The sequence below is a fragment of the Pseudomonas sp. TH39(2020) genome, from assembly GCF_016650715.1.
In the GTDB taxonomy this organism is placed as follows: Bacteria; Pseudomonadota; Gammaproteobacteria; order Pseudomonadales; family Pseudomonadaceae; genus Aquipseudomonas; species Aquipseudomonas mandelii_C.
This window is the reverse complement of record NZ_JAEKFF010000006.1, coordinates 1,277,092-1,293,738: the sequence shown is the minus strand read 5'-3', so window position 1 is coordinate 1,293,738 and position 16,647 is coordinate 1,277,092. Positions and strand designations below refer to the sequence as shown.

The 16,647-nt window shown below is 57.9% G+C and carries 16 protein-coding genes; 8 read left to right on the top strand and 8 right to left on the bottom strand.

Annotation, left to right across the window (positions count from 1 at the left end):
- The first annotated feature begins 92 nt into the window (after positions 1-92).
- Both JFU47_RS13870 and mmsB read left to right on the top strand, forming a co-directional pair.
- On the top strand, positions 93-1,619 hold the full coding sequence (locus tag JFU47_RS13870) for a CoA-acylating methylmalonate-semialdehyde dehydrogenase (RefSeq protein WP_134422114.1): 1,527 nt from the start codon (positions 93-95) through the stop codon (positions 1,617-1,619).
- Between the two features lie 10 nt (positions 1,620-1,629).
- Positions 1,630-2,517, top strand: a complete 888-nt coding sequence (gene mmsB, locus JFU47_RS13865; RefSeq protein WP_140681748.1) for a 3-hydroxyisobutyrate dehydrogenase — start codon at positions 1,630-1,632, stop codon at positions 2,515-2,517.
- Between the two features lie 170 nt (positions 2,518-2,687).
- Here the strand turns inward: mmsB and JFU47_RS13860 are convergent, their stop codons facing one another.
- Positions 2,688-3,032 carry a cupin domain-containing protein gene (locus JFU47_RS13860; protein ID WP_008024653.1) on the bottom strand — a complete coding sequence of 115 codons (345 nt, stop codon included), beginning with the start codon at positions 3,030-3,032 and terminating at the stop codon, positions 2,688-2,690.
- Between the two features lie 286 nt (positions 3,033-3,318).
- Between JFU47_RS13860 and kynB the strand changes: the two genes are divergently transcribed.
- Both kynB and kynA read left to right on the top strand, forming a co-directional pair.
- Positions 3,319-3,984 (top strand): arylformamidase, encoded by a 666-nt coding sequence (gene kynB, locus JFU47_RS13855; protein WP_201183577.1) that lies wholly within the window; start codon positions 3,319-3,321, stop codon positions 3,982-3,984.
- Positions 3,981-4,835, top strand: coding sequence for a tryptophan 2,3-dioxygenase (gene kynA / locus JFU47_RS13850; protein ID WP_140681744.1), 855 nt, complete (start codon positions 3,981-3,983; stop codon positions 4,833-4,835). The genes kynB and kynA overlap by 4 nt, the downstream gene beginning before the upstream one ends.
- Before the next feature lie 64 nt (positions 4,836-4,899).
- Here the strand turns inward: kynA and JFU47_RS13845 are convergent, their stop codons facing one another.
- Genes JFU47_RS13845 through antA form a run of 4 tightly spaced genes read right to left on the bottom strand, consistent with a single transcriptional unit; the run spans position 4,900 to position 9,266 of the window.
- Entirely contained in the window at positions 4,900-6,303 is a 1,404-nt protein-coding gene (locus JFU47_RS13845; protein WP_201183575.1) for an amino acid permease, read from the bottom strand.
- Between the two features lie 43 nt (positions 6,304-6,346).
- Positions 6,347-7,366, bottom strand: coding sequence for an anthranilate 1,2-dioxygenase electron transfer component AntC (gene antC, locus JFU47_RS13840; RefSeq protein ID WP_201183573.1), 1,020 nt, complete (start codon positions 7,364-7,366; stop codon positions 6,347-6,349).
- Between the two features lie 17 nt (positions 7,367-7,383).
- Positions 7,384-7,875 (bottom strand): anthranilate 1,2-dioxygenase small subunit, encoded by a 492-nt coding sequence (gene antB, locus JFU47_RS13835; RefSeq protein ID WP_140681738.1) that lies wholly within the window; start codon positions 7,873-7,875, stop codon positions 7,384-7,386.
- 2 nt (positions 7,876-7,877) lie between these two features.
- Positions 7,878-9,266 carry an anthranilate 1,2-dioxygenase large subunit gene (antA, locus tag JFU47_RS13830; RefSeq protein ID WP_201183571.1) on the bottom strand — a complete coding sequence of 463 codons (1,389 nt, stop codon included), beginning with the start codon at positions 9,264-9,266 and terminating at the stop codon, positions 7,878-7,880.
- A gap of 384 nt (positions 9,267-9,650) precedes the next feature.
- Between antA and JFU47_RS13825 the strand changes: the two genes are divergently transcribed.
- Positions 9,651-10,664 (top strand): AraC family transcriptional regulator, encoded by a 1,014-nt coding sequence (locus JFU47_RS13825; protein WP_201183569.1) that lies wholly within the window; start codon positions 9,651-9,653, stop codon positions 10,662-10,664.
- A 47-nt stretch (positions 10,665-10,711) separates the two neighbouring features.
- Here the strand turns inward: JFU47_RS13825 and JFU47_RS13820 are convergent, their stop codons facing one another.
- Positions 10,712-11,185, bottom strand: a complete 474-nt coding sequence (locus JFU47_RS13820) for an Lrp/AsnC family transcriptional regulator (protein WP_140681733.1) — start codon at positions 11,183-11,185, stop codon at positions 10,712-10,714.
- 220 nt (positions 11,186-11,405) lie between these two features.
- Between JFU47_RS13820 and kynU the strand changes: the two genes are divergently transcribed.
- The 3 genes from kynU (at position 11,406) to JFU47_RS13805 (ending at position 15,571) form a co-directional block, all read left to right on the top strand.
- Positions 11,406-12,656, top strand: a complete 1,251-nt coding sequence (gene kynU / locus JFU47_RS13815) for a kynureninase (protein ID WP_201183567.1) — start codon at positions 11,406-11,408, stop codon at positions 12,654-12,656.
- A gap of 103 nt (positions 12,657-12,759) precedes the next feature.
- Positions 12,760-14,073, top strand: coding sequence for an OprD family porin (locus JFU47_RS13810; protein ID WP_201183565.1), 1,314 nt, complete (start codon positions 12,760-12,762; stop codon positions 14,071-14,073).
- Between the two features lie 88 nt (positions 14,074-14,161).
- The gene (locus tag JFU47_RS13805) at positions 14,162-15,571 is read left to right on the top strand and encodes an amino acid permease (protein ID WP_201183563.1); all 1,410 of its coding nucleotides are present in this window, start codon (positions 14,162-14,164) and stop codon (positions 15,569-15,571) included.
- A gap of 31 nt (positions 15,572-15,602) precedes the next feature.
- Here JFU47_RS13805 and JFU47_RS13800 read toward each other — a convergent pair whose 3' ends face one another.
- Both JFU47_RS13800 and JFU47_RS13795 read right to left on the bottom strand, forming a co-directional pair.
- Positions 15,603-15,974: a MerR family transcriptional regulator gene (locus tag JFU47_RS13800; RefSeq protein ID WP_201183561.1), complete on the bottom strand. Its 372-nt coding sequence runs from the start codon at positions 15,972-15,974 to the stop codon at positions 15,603-15,605.
- A gap of 63 nt (positions 15,975-16,037) precedes the next feature.
- Positions 16,038-16,613: an NAD(P)H-dependent oxidoreductase gene (locus JFU47_RS13795; RefSeq protein ID WP_201183559.1), complete on the bottom strand. Its 576-nt coding sequence runs from the start codon at positions 16,611-16,613 to the stop codon at positions 16,038-16,040.
- Between the last annotated feature and the right edge of the window lie 34 nt (positions 16,614-16,647).

Here is a 16,647-nt window from a genome sequence, read left to right as displayed (position 1 = left end):
AATTCGCAACACGCGCCTCATCTCAAGGCGACTTTCTCGCCTTGGCTCCCTAGATAGCTCTCTAAATAAGAACAACGTCCCGGAGACCCAACATGAACGCATCGCTCACGCCAAACGAAACCACTGTCCAAACGGTAAAGCTGTTGATCGACGGCGAGTGGGTCGAGTCCCAAACCACCGAGTGGCACGACATCGTCAACCCGGCGACCCAGCAAGTGCTGGCGAAAGTGCCGTTCGCGACCGCGCAGGAAGTGGACGCCGCCATCAGTGCCGCCCATCGCGCCTTCCAGACCTGGAAGCTGACACCGATCGGCGCGCGGATGCGCATCATGCTCAAGCTCCAGGCGTTGATTCGCGAACACTCCAAGCGTATCGCCGTGGTGCTGAGCAACGAGCAAGGCAAAACCATCGCCGACGCTGAAGGCGATATCTTCCGCGGCCTGGAAGTGGTCGAGCACGCCTGCTCCATCGGCAGCCTGCAAATGGGCGAGTTCGCCGAGAACGTTGCCGGCGGCGTCGATACCTACACCCTGCGTCAACCCATCGGCGTTTGCGCCGGTATCACCCCGTTCAACTTCCCGGCGATGATTCCGTTGTGGATGTTCCCGATGGCCATCGCCTGCGGCAACACCTTCGTGCTCAAGCCGTCCGAACAGGACCCGATGTCGACCATGCTGCTGGTGGAACTGGCGATCGAGGCCGGTGTTCCGGCGGGCGTGCTCAACGTCGTTCATGGCGGTAAAGACGTGGTGGATGCACTCTGCACCCACAAGGACATCAAAGCTGTTTCCTTCGTCGGTTCGACCGCCGTCGGCACTCACGTCTACGACCTGGCCGGTAAACACGGCAAGCGCGTGCAATCGATGATGGGCGCGAAGAACCACGCCGTTGTGCTGCCGGATGCCAATCGCGTACAAGCGCTCAATGCGCTGGTGGGTGCTGGTTTCGGCGCGGCCGGGCAACGCTGCATGGCCACGTCTGTGGTGGTGCTGGTGGGCGCGGCCAAGCAATGGCTGCCAGACCTGAAAGCACTGGCACAGAAACTCAAAGTGAATGCCGGCAGTGAGCCGGGAACTGATGTGGGGCCGGTGATTTCCAAACGTGCCAAGGCGCGGATTCTCGATCTGATCGAAAGCGGCATCAAGGAAGGCGCCAAGCTTGAGCTGGATGGTCGCGACGTTACCGTTCCTGGTTTCGAAAAAGGCAACTTTGTCGGCCCGACCCTGTTCTCCGGCGTGAAACCCGAGATGCAGATCTACACCCAGGAAATCTTCGGTCCGGTATTGGTGGTGCTGGAAGTCGATACCCTCGACGAGGCCATCGCCCTGGTCAACGCCAACCCGTTCGGTAACGGCACTGGCCTGTTCACTCAAAGCGGTGCGGCGGCGCGTAAATTCCAGACGGAAATCGACGTTGGCCAGGTCGGCATCAACATCCCGATTCCAGTGCCGGTTCCGTTCTTCAGCTTCACCGGTTCCCGCGGGTCCAAACTCGGCGACCTCGGTCCGTATGGCAAGCAAGTGGTGCAGTTCTACACTCAGACCAAGACTGTCACCAGTCGCTGGTTCGATGACGACAGCGTCAACGACGGTGTGAACACCACCATCAACTTGCGTTAAGGACCCGGACATGAAAATCGCTTTTATCGGTCTCGGCAACATGGGCGCGCCGATGGCGCGCAACCTGATCAAGGCCGGCCATTCGCTGCGGCTGGTCGACCTGAACAAAACCGTTCTGGCAGAGCTGGAGCAACTGGGCGGCAGCATCAGCGCTTCGGCACGAGAAGCCGCTCAAGACGCGGAGCTTGTGATCACCATGCTGCCCGCCGCGGTGCATGTGCGCAGCGTGTGGCTGGGTGAAGACGGCGTGCTGGCAGGTATCGCCAAGGGCGTGCCGGCAGTCGATTGCAGCACCATCGATCCGCAGACGGCGCGTGAAGTTGCTGCGGCGGCGGCCAAGCAAGGCGTGGCCATGGCGGATGCGCCTGTGTCTGGCGGTACGGGCGGTGCGGCAGCCGGGACCCTGACGTTTATGGTCGGCGCTACCCCTGAGCTGTTCGCCACCCTGCAACCCGTGCTGGCGCAGATGGGCCGCAACATCGTCCATTGCGGTGAAGTCGGCACCGGGCAAATCGCCAAGATCTGCAACAACCTGCTGCTGGCGATCTCCATGGTCGGTGTCAGCGAAGCCATGGCGCTGGGCGATGCGCTCGGGATCGACACGACGGTGTTGGCGGGAATCATCAACAGTTCCACCGGCCGTTGCTGGAGTTCGGAGATGTACAACCCGTGGCCGGGTATCGTCGAAACGGCGCCGGCTTCGCGCGGCTATACCGGTGGTTTCGGTGCCGAATTGATGCTCAAGGATCTGGGGCTGGCCACGGAAGCTGCACGTCAGGCGCACCAACCGGTGGTGCTCGGCGCGGTAGCCCAGCAGTTGTATCAGGCGATGAGCCAGCGTGGGGAAGGTGGCAAGGACTTCTCGGCGATCATCAACAGCTATCGCAAACCGCAATAATCGGGCTGGAAACCTGTGGGAGTGAGCCTGCTCGCGATAGCGGTAGATCAGTTATCGTTGATGTTGAATGTGCTGGCCTCATCGCGAGCAGGCTCGCTCCCACAGGGGCAGCATGTACCCATAGATATTTACCGGGAAATCACGTCGGGTGACCTCCCGGTTTTTTTGCATCAGGCAAACACGAAATACTTGCGCACGGTTTCAACCACTTCCCACGTGCCTTTCATGCCCGGCTCAATGACGAAAATATCACCGGCACGCAGATGGATCGGCTCCTTTCCCTCTGGGGTGATGATGCAGTACCCCTCGCGGAAATCGCAGTATTCCCACTTCACGTATTCCACATACCACTTGCCTGGCGTGCAGATCCAGGTGCCCATGATTTTGCTGCCGTCTTCGCTGGTGTAGGCGTTGAGGTTGACGGTGTGCGGGTCGCCTTCGAGTTTTTCCCATTTGCAGGCATCGAGTACCGGCAGTGGGTGGGTATCGCGAAGAACGGTAATCGGTGCGGACATGATGACTCCGAGCGTTAGGGAGAACTGAAGTCGCACCCTATAGGGCTTGGTCCGGCACCAGTTGTCTGTGCTCGACATTGAGGTATCCAGAAGCGCAGCGGCCGTCGTCTGTTCATACAACACTTGGCGGTGGAAACCTGCGATGGGTACGTTGAAATTTCCTCTCGATAAACTGCCGATTCCTGGCAGTTTGTGCGAAAGCCTCAGGCTTTTGCGAACGTTTTTGCAAGAACATGCACAGGTATCACTCGTATCATTCACTTCGGAAAAGGCCGAGAGCTTTGTAATGAAAAAAACAATGTCGTGGTGGGACATCAGCCCGCCCTTGAGTACCGCAACACCGACCTGGCCGGGTGATACGCCGTTCCAGGAGGAGCGCGTCTGGACCTTCGGGCCTGAATGCCCGGTGAATGTCGGGCGTATCACGCTGTCGCCGCACACCGGCGCTCACGTCGATGCACCGCTGCACTACAGCCCGGAGGGCGCAGCCATTGGCGATGTGTCGCTTGATGTTTATATCGGGCCTTGCCGGGTGTTGCATTGCCTGGACAGCGGCCGACTGGTGCAACCTGAGCAAATAGAGAGTCGACTTGACAACCTGCCCGAACGCGTCCTGCTGCGCACGTATCGACAAGCGCCGCTGACCCACTGGGACCCGGATTTCACCGCCGTCGCCAAAGAAACCGTCGACCTGCTCGCCAGTCTCGGCGTGCGCTTGATCGGTATCGATACGCCATCGCTGGACCCGCAGCAATCCAAGACCATGGATTCGCACAACGCCGTGGCCCGTCACCGCATGGCTATTCTCGAAGGCATCGTGCTCGATGAGGTCCCGGAAGGGGACTATGAGTTGATCGCGCTGCCGCTGCGCTTTGCCAATCTCGACGCCAGCCCGGTGAGGGCAATTCTGCGTCCATTGAATTCACCGCAACGTGAGGAGCCTGCTCAATGAGCCAATGTCCCTATTCACCTGTTAACCAGACAGGGGAATGGCATAACGCCGAGCTGAATTTTTCTGATTCCATGAGCTACGGCGACTACTTGGATCTGGGGCGCATTCTCAGTGCACAGCACCCGTTGTCGCCGGACCATAACGAGATGCTGTTCATCATCCAGCACCAGACGTCCGAGTTGTGGATGAAGCTGATGTTGCACGAGCTCAAGGCTGCCCGCGAACACGTCCGGCTGGGAGAGTTGCCGCCGGCCTTCAAGATGCTGGCGCGGGTCTCGCGGATTTTTGATCAACTGGTGCATGCCTGGACGGTGCTGGCCACCATGACTCCCACCGAATACCACTCAATCAGGCCTTTTTTGGGGCAGTCGTCCGGTTTTCAGTCGTTTCAATACCGTGAGATTGAGTTCATTTTGGGCAACAAAAGCGCGACCCTGTTGCGCCCCCATGCCCATCGGCCGGAATTATTGCAGGAACTTGAAAAGGCGATCGCGACCCCTTCGCTGTATGACGAAGCGATTCGCTTGATGGTCAGCGCGGGCTTGAAGATTGACCCACAGCGTTTCGAGCGAGACCCAACCCTCCCGACAGAGCATGACGCCTCGGTCGAAGCCGCCTGGCGCGAGGTCTACAAAGATCCTTCGCGTTATTGGGATCTCTATCAACTGGCCGAAAAACTCATCGACCTTGAGGATTCGTTCCGTCAATGGCGCTTCCGTCATGTCACCACGGTTGAGCGGATCATTGGCTTTCAACCGGGAACCGGCGGCACTGAAGGTGTCGGTTATCTGCGCAAAATGCTCGATACCGTGCTGTTCCCGGAGTTGTGGCGGGTGCGTTCGACCCTCTGATCCCGTCCGTATAAAAAAGCCCCGGCATTCATTGAATGCCGGGGCTTTTTGTTGCGCTCTGGGACTATTGAGCGACTGGCAAGCCTCGATCCCTCGCTACACGCACCCGGTAGAACACGTAGATGATCAAGACCCAGACCGGGATGGCGAAGACCGAGGCGCGTATTCCCGGAATCATCCACATCACGCAGATGATCATGGCCATGAACGCCAGGCACAGGTAGTTGCTGAAGGGAAACCAGAACGACTTGAACCCTGGCACGATGCCTTGCTGGCCCATGATTTTACGAAACTTCAGGTGGGTCAGGCTGATCAGCGTCCAGTTAATCATCAGCGAGGCGACCACGAGTGCGAACAGCAACTCCAGCGCTTCGTGGGGCGCGAGGTAGTTGACCAGCACGGACAACATAGTGATCAGCGCCGAGATACCCAGCGCCCGCAATGGCACGCCCTGTTTGTTCAGTTTCATCAGCGACTTCGGTGCGTCGCCCTGTTCGGCCAGGCCGTAGAGCATGCGGCTGTTGCAGTAGACGCCGCTGTTGTAAACCGAGAGCGCTGCAGTCAGTACCACGAAATTGAGGATATGCGCGGCGGTATCGCTGCCGATCAGCGAGAAGATCTGCACGAACGGGCTGCCACTGTAGGCATCGCCCGAAGCGCCCAGGGTCTGCAGCAGTTGATCCCACGGATACAGCGAAAGCAGAACGGTGAGTGCGCCGACGTAGAAGATCAACACGCGATACACCACCTGGTTGATCGCCTTGGGTATCACCTTCCTCGGTTCGCTGGCTTCAGCGGCAGTGATGCCGACCAGCTCCAGGCCACCAAAGGAGAACATGATGAACGCCATCGACATCAGCAAACCGGTGGTGCCGTTGGGGAAGAAACCGCCGTGACTCCACAGGTTACTGACCGAAGCTTGCGGGCCCCCGGAGCCGCTGAACAGCATGTAGCAACCCAGGGCGATCATACCGATGATCGCCACGACCTTGATGATCGCGAACCAGAACTCCATCTCGCCGAAGACTTTGACGTTCATCGTATTGATCAGGTTGACCAGCACGAAGAACACCGCCGCGCTCACCCAAGTGGGGACTTCTGGCCACCAGAACTGCACGTACTTGCCGACAGCCGTCAGCTCGGCCATACCCACCAGCACGTACAGCACCCAATAGTTCCACCCGGACAGAAATCCTGCATAACCGCTCCAATACTTGTGGGCGAAGTGGCTGAACGAACCGGCCACCGGCTCTTCGACAATCATTTCGCCCAACTGGCGCATGATCAGAAAGGCAATGAACCCGGCAATCGCATAGCCGAGGATCATCGACGGACCGGCCGACTTGAGTACGCCGGCAGAGCCTAAAAACAGCCCGGTGCCAATCGCCCCGCCCAATGCGATCAGTTGAATATGACGATTTTTCAACCCCCGCTTGAGCGTTCCCTGTTGCAAGATTTCATCCGCCATCTCGTTCCCTTCTGATTATTGTTGTCAGGCCTGATTTGAAAGATCAGATATTACTCTCGGTGAATTTTTCGTAATACAGATGCACGGTCTCCAATGCCTGGGTCTGCAACCAGCTCTTGATCGACTCGACCATGGGCGGTGGCCCGCAGACGTACATGTCGATCGGCGCGTCGCGCAGTTCACTGGTGTCGAAATGCTCGGCAATGTAGCCGCGCTTTCCTGCCCATTGTGGCGAAGGATCGCTGACGACCTCGGTGTAGCGAAACCCCGGAATGCGCTCGGCATAGGCGGCGATGCGTGTGCGCTCGCACAGATCGGCAGCGTCTCGCACGCCATAGTACAAATGCACCGGTTGCGCGCACCCGCGCTCGGCGAGTTCGTCGAGCATACCCAGCAGCGCGGAAAGCCCGGTTCCGCCGGCCACCAGGATCAGCGGTTTGGCGACGTGCCGAAGATAGAAGGCGCCCAGCGGTGCCTCCAGGGCGATTTCATCACCCACCTGACAGCGTTCACGGATGTAGTTACTCATCACGCCGTCGGGCAGCAAGCGAATCAGGAACTGCAGCTGATTGCTGTTACTCGGTCGATTGGCGAACGAGTAGGAGCGCTTGCTTTGCGTTCCAGGGATCAGCAACCGGGCGTATTGCCCCGGCAAAAAATCCAGCAAGCCTGTCGTGCCCAGATCCAGATGCAGGATCGCAGTGCTGGCTGAGACCTGCCTGACTTCAGTGACTTTGCCGCTGAGTTGCTCGGGGCCCGAGGCGTTGCACAGGCTGGAAGCGAAGTCGAAATAAAACGCAGCATCGGACTTCACCCGAGTCTGGCAGGTGAGCATTTTGCGTTGTTGCAGGTCCTGGTTGGAGAGGGCTTCCTCATCCACATAGTCCTGGCTGTAGTCGCCCGACTCGCAGCGCCCCTGGCACGTTCCGCAGACGCCTTCGCGGCAATCCAGAGGAATGTTGATGCCGTTGCGCAGGGCGGCGTCGAGCAGTATTTCGTTAGGCTGTACGGGAAAGAACAGCGTCTTGCCGTCGGCAAAGCTGAACGCGACCTTGTGGTTCATGCCCGGTCTCCATGGTTTCAGAGGTGGTAGAAATCGAGCACCGAGTTGATGGTGTCGTTGAGCAGCAGGACATGCTTGCGGGTGATCAGCCAGCTGTCTGCGTGAGGCTTGAGGCGATAGGTCGCGCGGCCGTAGAACTGTTCGGACGTGGCCAGGCGATAGAACAAGGTGTGCCAGTTCAGACGCACCTCCAGCTCGCCGCCCTCGACCTCTTCGATCCGTACGTTGTTGATCAGGTGCAAGGTGCGCGGCATCGGCGTTGAGGACGCGGATTTGCCCGTGCGCAGGCGGAACACGCGGTCCTCCAGACCGGAACGATTGGGGTAGTAGATCAGCGACATTTCGCGCTTGGGGTCGACGGTGTAAACGTGTTCCGAGTCCCACTGCGGCAGGTGAAACTCGCTGTGCTCGTCGAACAGCTTGATATAGGCGTCCCACTCCTGGGCGTCGCACAGTTCGGATTTGCGATAGAAAAACTGTTCGATCTGGTACTGCAATTGCGCATTCATGTTCACACCTCACGTAGCTTCAGGGATTTCGCTTCCAGGCCATCGAGCAGGAATTTCTGCCAGTTGCTGTGCTGGTTGACGTAAAGCCCTTCGTGGGTGAATTCGGTTCCGGTCATGGCCGGGGCGATGCCGATCGACTCGCTGTTGGGCGTGGCGCCGGTTGCCCATTGGTGACTGCCACGGGAAATATCGCTCCAGCGTTCCAGGCGTGCCTGGAAACCACGCTGGGCTTCGCGGAACTCCACCAGGTCATCCGGAGTGCCCAGACCCGACACGTTGAAGAAGTCTTCGAACTGACGAATCCGGTTTTCACGATCCGCGTCCGACTCGTTTTTTACGCCCAGGCACTGGCTGATGATTTCAGTCTTGTTCCAGGCTATCGGGCGGATTATGCGCAGTTGCGAGCTGATCTGATCGAGGAAAAACAGGCTCGGATAAATGTTCAGATTACGCAGTCGGTGCATCATCCACTCAGCTTTTTCCTGACCGTGTTCTTCGATCAGCCGCGGCATGATCGTGGCGTAACCGGAGCGCACCGTCGGGTTCGGCATGTCACTGAACAGCAGGCTGTGGCCGTTATCGAAGGCGAACCAGCCGTCATCGGTATTGGCGTCGCCAGCGCCGAGTTTGCTGTAGTCGAGCGTGGTGCCGCTGTCAGTGCCGTTCTCGCTGTTGACCTGCTGGCGGTGTTGCACGGTGGCCACGTAGTTGTAGTGGACAGTGCTGACGTGATAACCGTCGAGGCCGTTTTCGTTCTGCAACTTCCAGTTGCCGTCATACGTGTAGGCTGACTTGCCGGGCAGCACCTCCAGCTCACCGGTGGGCGATTGGGCAACCATCATGTCGAAGAACACTTTGGCGTCGCCGAGGAAGTCTTCGAGGCTGTTATCGGCATGAACATCCAGGCTGATAAACACAAACCCCTTGTAGCTCTCGATGCGTGCTTTTTTCAGGCCGCGTGTGGCCTTGTCGAACCCTTCCGGGTATTCGCCGGGCGCCTTGACCTTCACCAGGCGGCCGTCGCTTTTGTAGCACCAGGCGTGGAACGGGCAGGTGAAGGTCGACTGATTGCCCTTGCCGACACGTGTCAGGGTCGTGCCGCGATGCTGGCAGGCGTTGATCAACGCATTGAGCTGACCGTCACCGTCGCGGGTGATGATCATTGGCTGGCGGCCGGCGCGCATAGTGATGAAGTCGTGATTGTTGGCCAACTCACTTTCGTGACAGGCATAGATCCAGTTCTTCTCGAAGATCAGTTCCATCTCCAGATCGAACAACTGCGGTTCGGTGAAAATGTCCCGGGCGATCCGGAACACGCCGTCTGTCGGACGGAAGTCCAGGCAGCCTTCGATAAATGATTTCCACTGCTCGACGTTTTTTTCGCCACTCATGGGTGTGTACCTTTTTTATTCGGACTAATCGGTTGCGCTCATTAGAGAGAGTGGGGCGGGCAGGGGTCTATCCGGTTTGTCGACGAAGGCAGTCCATAAAATTTGTGCGGTAACACCCCCGTATCGAGCTGGGCAGGTACTACTCAAACGTCGCCTGACGCGATGGACGGCTGCACCTGATTGCAGCAATCAGGTACTGTTTTGCAGGACGTCGGATGCTGTTCGATGACACTTCCGGGCTTCAAGCCGGGCGCGTTGTCCGCTTAGTAGATGATTACTATCCGCTGGGTTGGTACCGTCGTTTTGTGGCTTGGAATTTGCTCTTTCCTGCCTGATACGCGCCCTCAGAGCGCGCTTGAAAAATACCGCCGTGGGTGCCCCGTGATGAGTAGCAAAACTGATCCGCAGTTTCGCGACATTCGTATTGATAGCTTTGACGTTGAGGGTGCGCGGAACTGGATGTCCGGTATCTGCGGGCCCCATCGACTCGTGACCACCACTCCGGAGCGGATCCGCTTTCATCACAGCGCCAATGTGTTCAAGTCGATGGCCACAACCCTGGGCACGATTGAGTACGGTACCGACGTCACCGTCGATATCGAAGACCCTGAGCACTTCAGCAGTTACAGCCTGAGTTTGCCGTTGGTGGGCGAGCAGGAGCTGAGCAAGAACGGCAGCGTGGTGAAGTCCAATCGCGATCAAGGGGTGATCATTTCGCCGAATGAAAACCAGGTGCTGGCGATCTCCGGCGATTGTCGCAAGGTCCAGGTGGTCATCACCCGCGCCGCCATGAGTGAGTCTCTGGAAAGCATGCTGCAGCGACCGTTGGATGCGCCTTTGCGTTTCGAGTCGGTGATGGATGCGGTCGACGGGGCGTCGGCATCATGGTGGCGCATGGCGCGTTATTTCATCGCCGAGCTGGAACGCAGCAGTGAATTGTATGAACAAGTGGCCTTCACCCGGGATGTCGAAAGCTCTTTGATCAAGGGGCTGATCCTCGCCCAGCCGAACAATTATTCCGAAGAACTGCGGGACGTGTTGGGCGTGAAGCTGCCGCACTATCTGATCCGGGCCCGGCAATACATTCACGCAAACGCCCGGGAAGCTCTGCATCTGGAAGACATCGAAGCCGCGGCCGGAGTCTCGCGCTTCAAATTGTTCGAAGCGTTCAAGAAGTACTTCGCGCTATCGCCGATGGTCTACCTGAAAAAATACCGCTTGAACGCCGTGCGTCAGGACATTCTTGAGCACGGTTCTGCGCGCAATATTTCCGAGATCGCCATGGGGTGGGGCTTCACGCACCTTGGGCGTTTTTCTGCCGAGTACCGCAAGTTGTTCGACGAATCCCCAAGCATGACTTTGCAGCGTAACGAAGCCCGGAGCATGCGCGGCTTCTGAGGATCAGGACGCCCAAGGAGTTATCGATATCTCCCTGGCGGTTTCCCTTACTTGCGCACCACCAGATCAAGCAACTCCTCTCGCTCCTTGATTTTCTGCAGGACGATTTCCGAGCGGATATCGGTGACACCTGCTGTGCGGTTCAGATGGTTGACGATGAAATCGGAGAAGTGTTTGAGGTTGCGCGCCTGGACTCGCAAAACATAGTTGCTCGCGCCGGTAATCACATAAGCGGTGACCACTTCCGGCCACAACTGAACCTTCTTGATGAAGGTTTCGTGCCAGTCCTCGACGTCCTGTCGCAACGATACATGGACGATGGCTTCCAGTTCGATTCCCAGCCGTTCGGCATTCAGTACCGCGCGATAGCCGGTGATGATTCCCTCACTTTCCAACAGGCGCAAACGGCGTAAACACGCCGACGGGGACAGGGCGACTTTCTCCGCCAATTCCTGATTGCTGATGCGGCCATCCTGTTGCAGTTGGTGCAGGATTCGCAGGTCTGTCGAGTCGAGATTCATGGTTGGAGTAAATCCGCGTTTATTGGAGTTAGATTCGAATTTTCTGCGAGATAACTACTATAAGGCTGCTCACTTTGCACGAAAATTCTCCAAAGCTTCGTTCATTATTTCTCCACCGAGAAGGGGGGAATAGCGCCTGAAACATGGCACTGAAACCCTGGATCGACCCGATTATCGCGACCTGCCCGGACGGCATGTCATTCAAAAAACAGGACACTCAATGACGACAAGAAACGATTGCCTGGCGCTTGATGCTCAGGACGCTCTGGCGCCACTGCGTCAGCAATTTGCACTGCCCGAAGGCGTGATCTATCTGGACGGCAACTCCCTGGGCGCGCGACCGGTTGCTGCATTGGCGCGTGCTCAAGCGGTGATCGCCGAAGAATGGGGCAATGGCCTGATCCGCAGTTGGAACAGTGCTGGCTGGCGCGACCTGTCCGAGCGTCTGGGCAACCAATTGGCCGGGCTGATTGGCGCCCGTGATGGTGAAGTGGTGGTGACCGACACCACCTCGATCAACCTGTTCAAGGTGCTCAGCGCCGCCCTGCGGGTACAGTCCACACGGTCGCCGAAACGGCGAGTGATCGTTACAGAATCCAGCAATTTTCCGACCGATTTGTACATCGCCGAAGGTCTGGCGGACATGCTGCAACAGGGCTACACCTTGCGCCTGGTCGGTAGTCCCGAGGAGCTGCCGCAAGCGATAGACCAGGACACCGCTGTGGTCATGCTCACCCACGTCAACTACAAGACGGGCTATATGCACGACATGCAGGCCCTGACCGCGCTGACCCACGAATGCGGCGCGCTGACCATCTGGGACCTGGCGCATTCCGCCGGTGCGGTGCCGGTCGACCTGCATCAGGCACGTGCCGATTACGCCATCGGCTGCACCTACAAGTACCTCAATGGCGGTCCCGGCTCGCAAGCGTTTGTCTGGGTGTCGCCCGATCTGTGTGATCTGGTGGCGCAGCCGTTGTCTGGCTGGTTCGGGCATTCGCGGCAGTTTGCCATGGCGCCTCGCTACGAGCCGAGCGAGGGTATCGCTCGTTATCTGTGCGGTACCCAGCCGATCACTTCATTGGCGATGGTCGAGTGCGGTCTGGATATTTTCGCCCAGACCAACATGGCCAGCCTGCGCTGCAAATCCCTGGCGCTGACTGACTTGTTCATCCAGTTGGTCGAGCAGCGTTGTGCCGCACATGAGTTGACGCTGATCACCCCGCGCGAACACGCCAAGCGTGGCAGCCACGTCAGCTTCGAACATCCCGAAGGTTACGCGGTGGTCCAGGCTCTGATCGCCCGTGGCGTGATCGGTGACTACCGCGAGCCTCGGATCATGCGCTTCGGCTTCACCCCGCTGTACACGACCTTCACCGAGGTCTGGGATGCGGTGCAGATCCTGGGCGAAATTCTTGATCAGAAAACCTGGGCGCAAGCGCAATTCCAAGTGCGCCATAGCGTCACCTGAATCTCCGAGGTCCTTGTCTTGCTGCCGGATTTCACCGGTAGCAGGCTTTCGGTCGCCTCCAATAAAAAGTTCTGTGAAAACACAATAATAAGGAGCACGCAGAATGAAACTGTCCCTCTGGCCCGCCTTGCCGCTCGCCATCACTGGTTGTCTCGGTCAAATGGCCTGCGCCGCCTCCGACACTGGATTCGTCGAAGACAGCAGCCTGACCCTGACTAGCCGTAACTTCTATTTCTACCGCAACAACCTCAATAATCCTGGCGGTCAGAACTATCGGGACGAGTGGGCTCACGGGATCATGCTCGATTACCGCTCCGGCTATACCCAGGGCACCGTGGGTTTCGGCATCGATGCCTATGCGCAACTGGGCATCAAACTCGACAGCGGCAGGGGCCGAACCGGCACCGGTTTGCTGCCGGTCGATTCCGATGGTCGCCCCGAGGATGAGTATTCCGAAGCGGGCGGTGCGCTCAAGGCGCGGATCTCGAAGACCGAACTCAAGTACGGCAACCTGACCCCGCTTAACCCGGTATTCGGTACCGGCAATGCGCGACTGTTCACCCCTCAGGCCAATGGCTTTCAGCTGACCAGCAGCGAATTGAAAGGGCTGATGTTCGACGCCGGGCACTTCACTTCTGGTAACGACAGTACCTCGACCAACGACGATGGCGCCCTCAAGGCACTGTATGCCGGGGTGGAAACCCGCAGTGTCGATTATCTGGGCGGCAGCTACGCCCTGAGTGATCAATTGAACGTCAGCCTGTACGGTTCGCAATTCACCGATATCTGGCGGCAGTACTACGCCAATACCAACTACAGTTTCGCGCTAAGTGAAAACCAGTCGCTGAACCTGGATCTCAATATTTACCGCACCGATGACACTGGTCAGAGTCTGGCCGGCAAGATCGACAACACCACGTGGTCCCTGTCCACCGCCTACAAGGTCGGCGCGCATCGATTGACCCTGGCGTACCAACGCGTCGATGGCGATGAGCCGTTCGACTACCTGGGTTTCGATCAGCAGCCGGGTACTTCGATTTTTCTCGCCAACTCGATTCAAGTCCTCGACTTCAACGCCCCCAACGAGCGCTCCTGGCAATTGCGTTATGACCTGGACATGGCACCTTTCGGCGTGCCGGGCCTGAGCTTCATGTCGCGTTACGTCAGCGGTGACCATATCGACGACAGCCACTACGACGGCGGGGCCAATGGCGCTTATGGACGTTACGGCAGTGACGGCAAGCGCTGGGAACGCGACATTGAAGCGCGTTACGTCGTGCAATCAGGCAAGGCCAGGGATCTGTCGGTGCGAGTGCGTCAGGCCAGTGTGCGTTCGACCGCTCAGGTGGCCCTCGCGGACACCACCGACAACAACGAAGTCCGGGTGATCATCGAGTACCCGCTGAGTATTTTCTGATCCGTGCCCTGCTGTGTGTGGCTGATCCCCACGGGTAATTACAACGAGTTGCTCTCTTCAAGAAAGACAATATTCAGAGGACGGAAAAATGACCGATACCAGCGGTTTTGAAAGCATATCCAAACGCGAACAAGGCCTTAGGCGCCAGCTCACGTCGGGCCAGATGAGCATGATTGCCATTGGCGGTGCGATTGGCACCGGACTGTTTATGGGCAGCGCCTACGCCATCAACTATGCCGGGCCGAGCGTGCTGCTCAGCTACGCCATTGGCGCGATCATCACCCTGCTGTTGATGGGCTGTCTTGCGGAAATGACCGTCGCCCATTCGACCTCGGGTTCGTTCGGCGCCTATGCCGAATTCTATGTCAGCCCATTGGCCGGATTTCTGGTGCGCTATGCTTATTGGGCGGCGATTGTGCTGGCTGTCGGCACGGAAGTGACGGCGGTGGCGATGTACATGAAGTACTGGTTTGCCAACGTGCCGGAGTGGATATGGATCGTCTCGTTTTCCAGCATCCTGATCGTACTCAACGCCATTAGCGTGAAGACATTCGGCACCTTCGAATACTGGTTCTCGACCATCAAGATCGGGGCGATTGTCGGTTTTATCATCCTCGCGGTGTACGTGGTATTCGGTTCCGGTAACGCGGATTACGGTGTGCACAATTACACGGCCCATGGAGGCTTTTTCCCCAATGGTCTGCAAGGGATGTGGATCGCGGTGATCGTGTCGATCTTCAGCTATTTGAGCGTAGAGATGATCGCGGTGGCCGCCGGTGAAGCGCAGGACCCGGAGCGGGCAGTGAAGAAGGCCTTTCGCGCGACTATCGTGCGGTTGGTGGTGTTTTACCTGCTGACCCTGGCGCTGATGTTGGCCATCGTACCGTGGGTTCAGGCGGGTCACGCCCAAAGCCCATTCGTCACGGTCATGCAAACCATCGGCATTCCCGGCGCAACCGGGGTGATGAATTTCGTGATTCTGATCGCGGCGTTGTCGGCGATGAACAGCCAGCTCTACATCACCACGCGCATGATGTTCAGCCTGTCCCGTGGCGGCTATGCACCCAAATCCATGGGCGTATTGAGCAAGACCGGGATCCCGCTGAATGCCTTGTTGCTGTCGAGTTCGGGCATTGCCCTGGCGACCTTGCTCAACGTTCTGTACCCGGAAAGCTCCTTCACCTTGATGATGGCGATTTCCATGTTCGGCGCCATTTTCACCTGGTTCATGATCTTCCTGACGCACTACTGTTTCCGTCGCTACCACGAGCGCAATGGCGAACGAAAACTGTCTTTCCGTATGCGCCTGTTCCCGTACACCACATTGTTGGGGTTGGTGCTGATGGGCGCGGTGATGATCACCACCTACTTCACCGAAGCCTTCAAGATGACCCTGGTGTTCGGTGTGCCTTTCCTGCTGGTCCTCACGGTTGTCTACGGCCTCTTTTTCAGAAAACCCAAGGCGGCCGAGGCATTGAGTCCGCTGCCAAAGGTTTAGACAGGAGATGCCTGGTGTCGGCCGGTGGTTTTCAAAGACTGCCGAGCCGGCATTGATCCTGAGCACTGTTGAGGCTCGCCTCGAAGGCTTCCAGCCCGCAATGGAGTTGCTGCAGTGCGCCGATACTGTCCATCAGTTCGCGTTTCTTGTCGGCTATGGCTACTTGAGCAAGCTCCCACGGAAGTGCCTCGCCCCGGTGTTGTTGAAACATCGCCTGCAACTCTTTGAGCCTGAATCCCAGTTGTTGAGCACACTTGATGAAGATCAGCAGTTCGACGCTTTGCTGGTTGTAGATCCGGTATTTGCCACTGCGCTGTGCGGGCGGTAACAAGCCGATGGCTTCGTAGTGGCGGATACTCTTGACTGTGCTTCCCGACAGCCGCGCAACTTTGCCGATGTACATGAAAAATCCCTTTTTTGAATGTCCCGGAGTGCGCCCAAAAAGCCAGCGCATTATCAGGGAGATTCAATGGCTGGCAATAGCGTTCGCTTGTTTGAGCCACGTCTCGCGTTGCGCTGCTTTGGAGCCGAGAATCGGCCCGAAGGTGAGGGTCCTGGTTGGCTTGATGCCGCAGAATTCCAGGGTGGTTTTGCGTACCTGATGCAGTCCAGGCATGCGATAGATCCAGCGGTAATACCAGGACGGCGTGTCCATAGTCACCAGCAAATGCGCGCTTCGTCCATGCAGGAGTTTTTCGGGAAAGGCTTTGCCTTTGCGGTATTTGAAAGCGAAACCCGGCAGGAACACCCGATCGAAAAAGCCTTTGAGCAACGCCGGAACTCCGCCCCACCAGATCGGATAAACCAGTGTCAGGTGCTCGGCCCACACAATGTCCGCCTGGGCGCGGCGCAAGTCGACTTCCAGTGGCTGGGTCTGTTGATAACCTTCACGCAGCACCGGGTCAAAGTCCATTGCGCCTAGAAACAACTGGCGCACCTCATGCCCGGCGCGCAACGCCGACTGTGCGTAACGCTCGGCGAGTGCGCCGCAGAAGCTGTTGCTCGCCGGATGCCCGAGAATCACCAGAATTCGTTTGCCCATCGTCTCGTTCCTTGAAGATGAAAGCTCAAGGGTA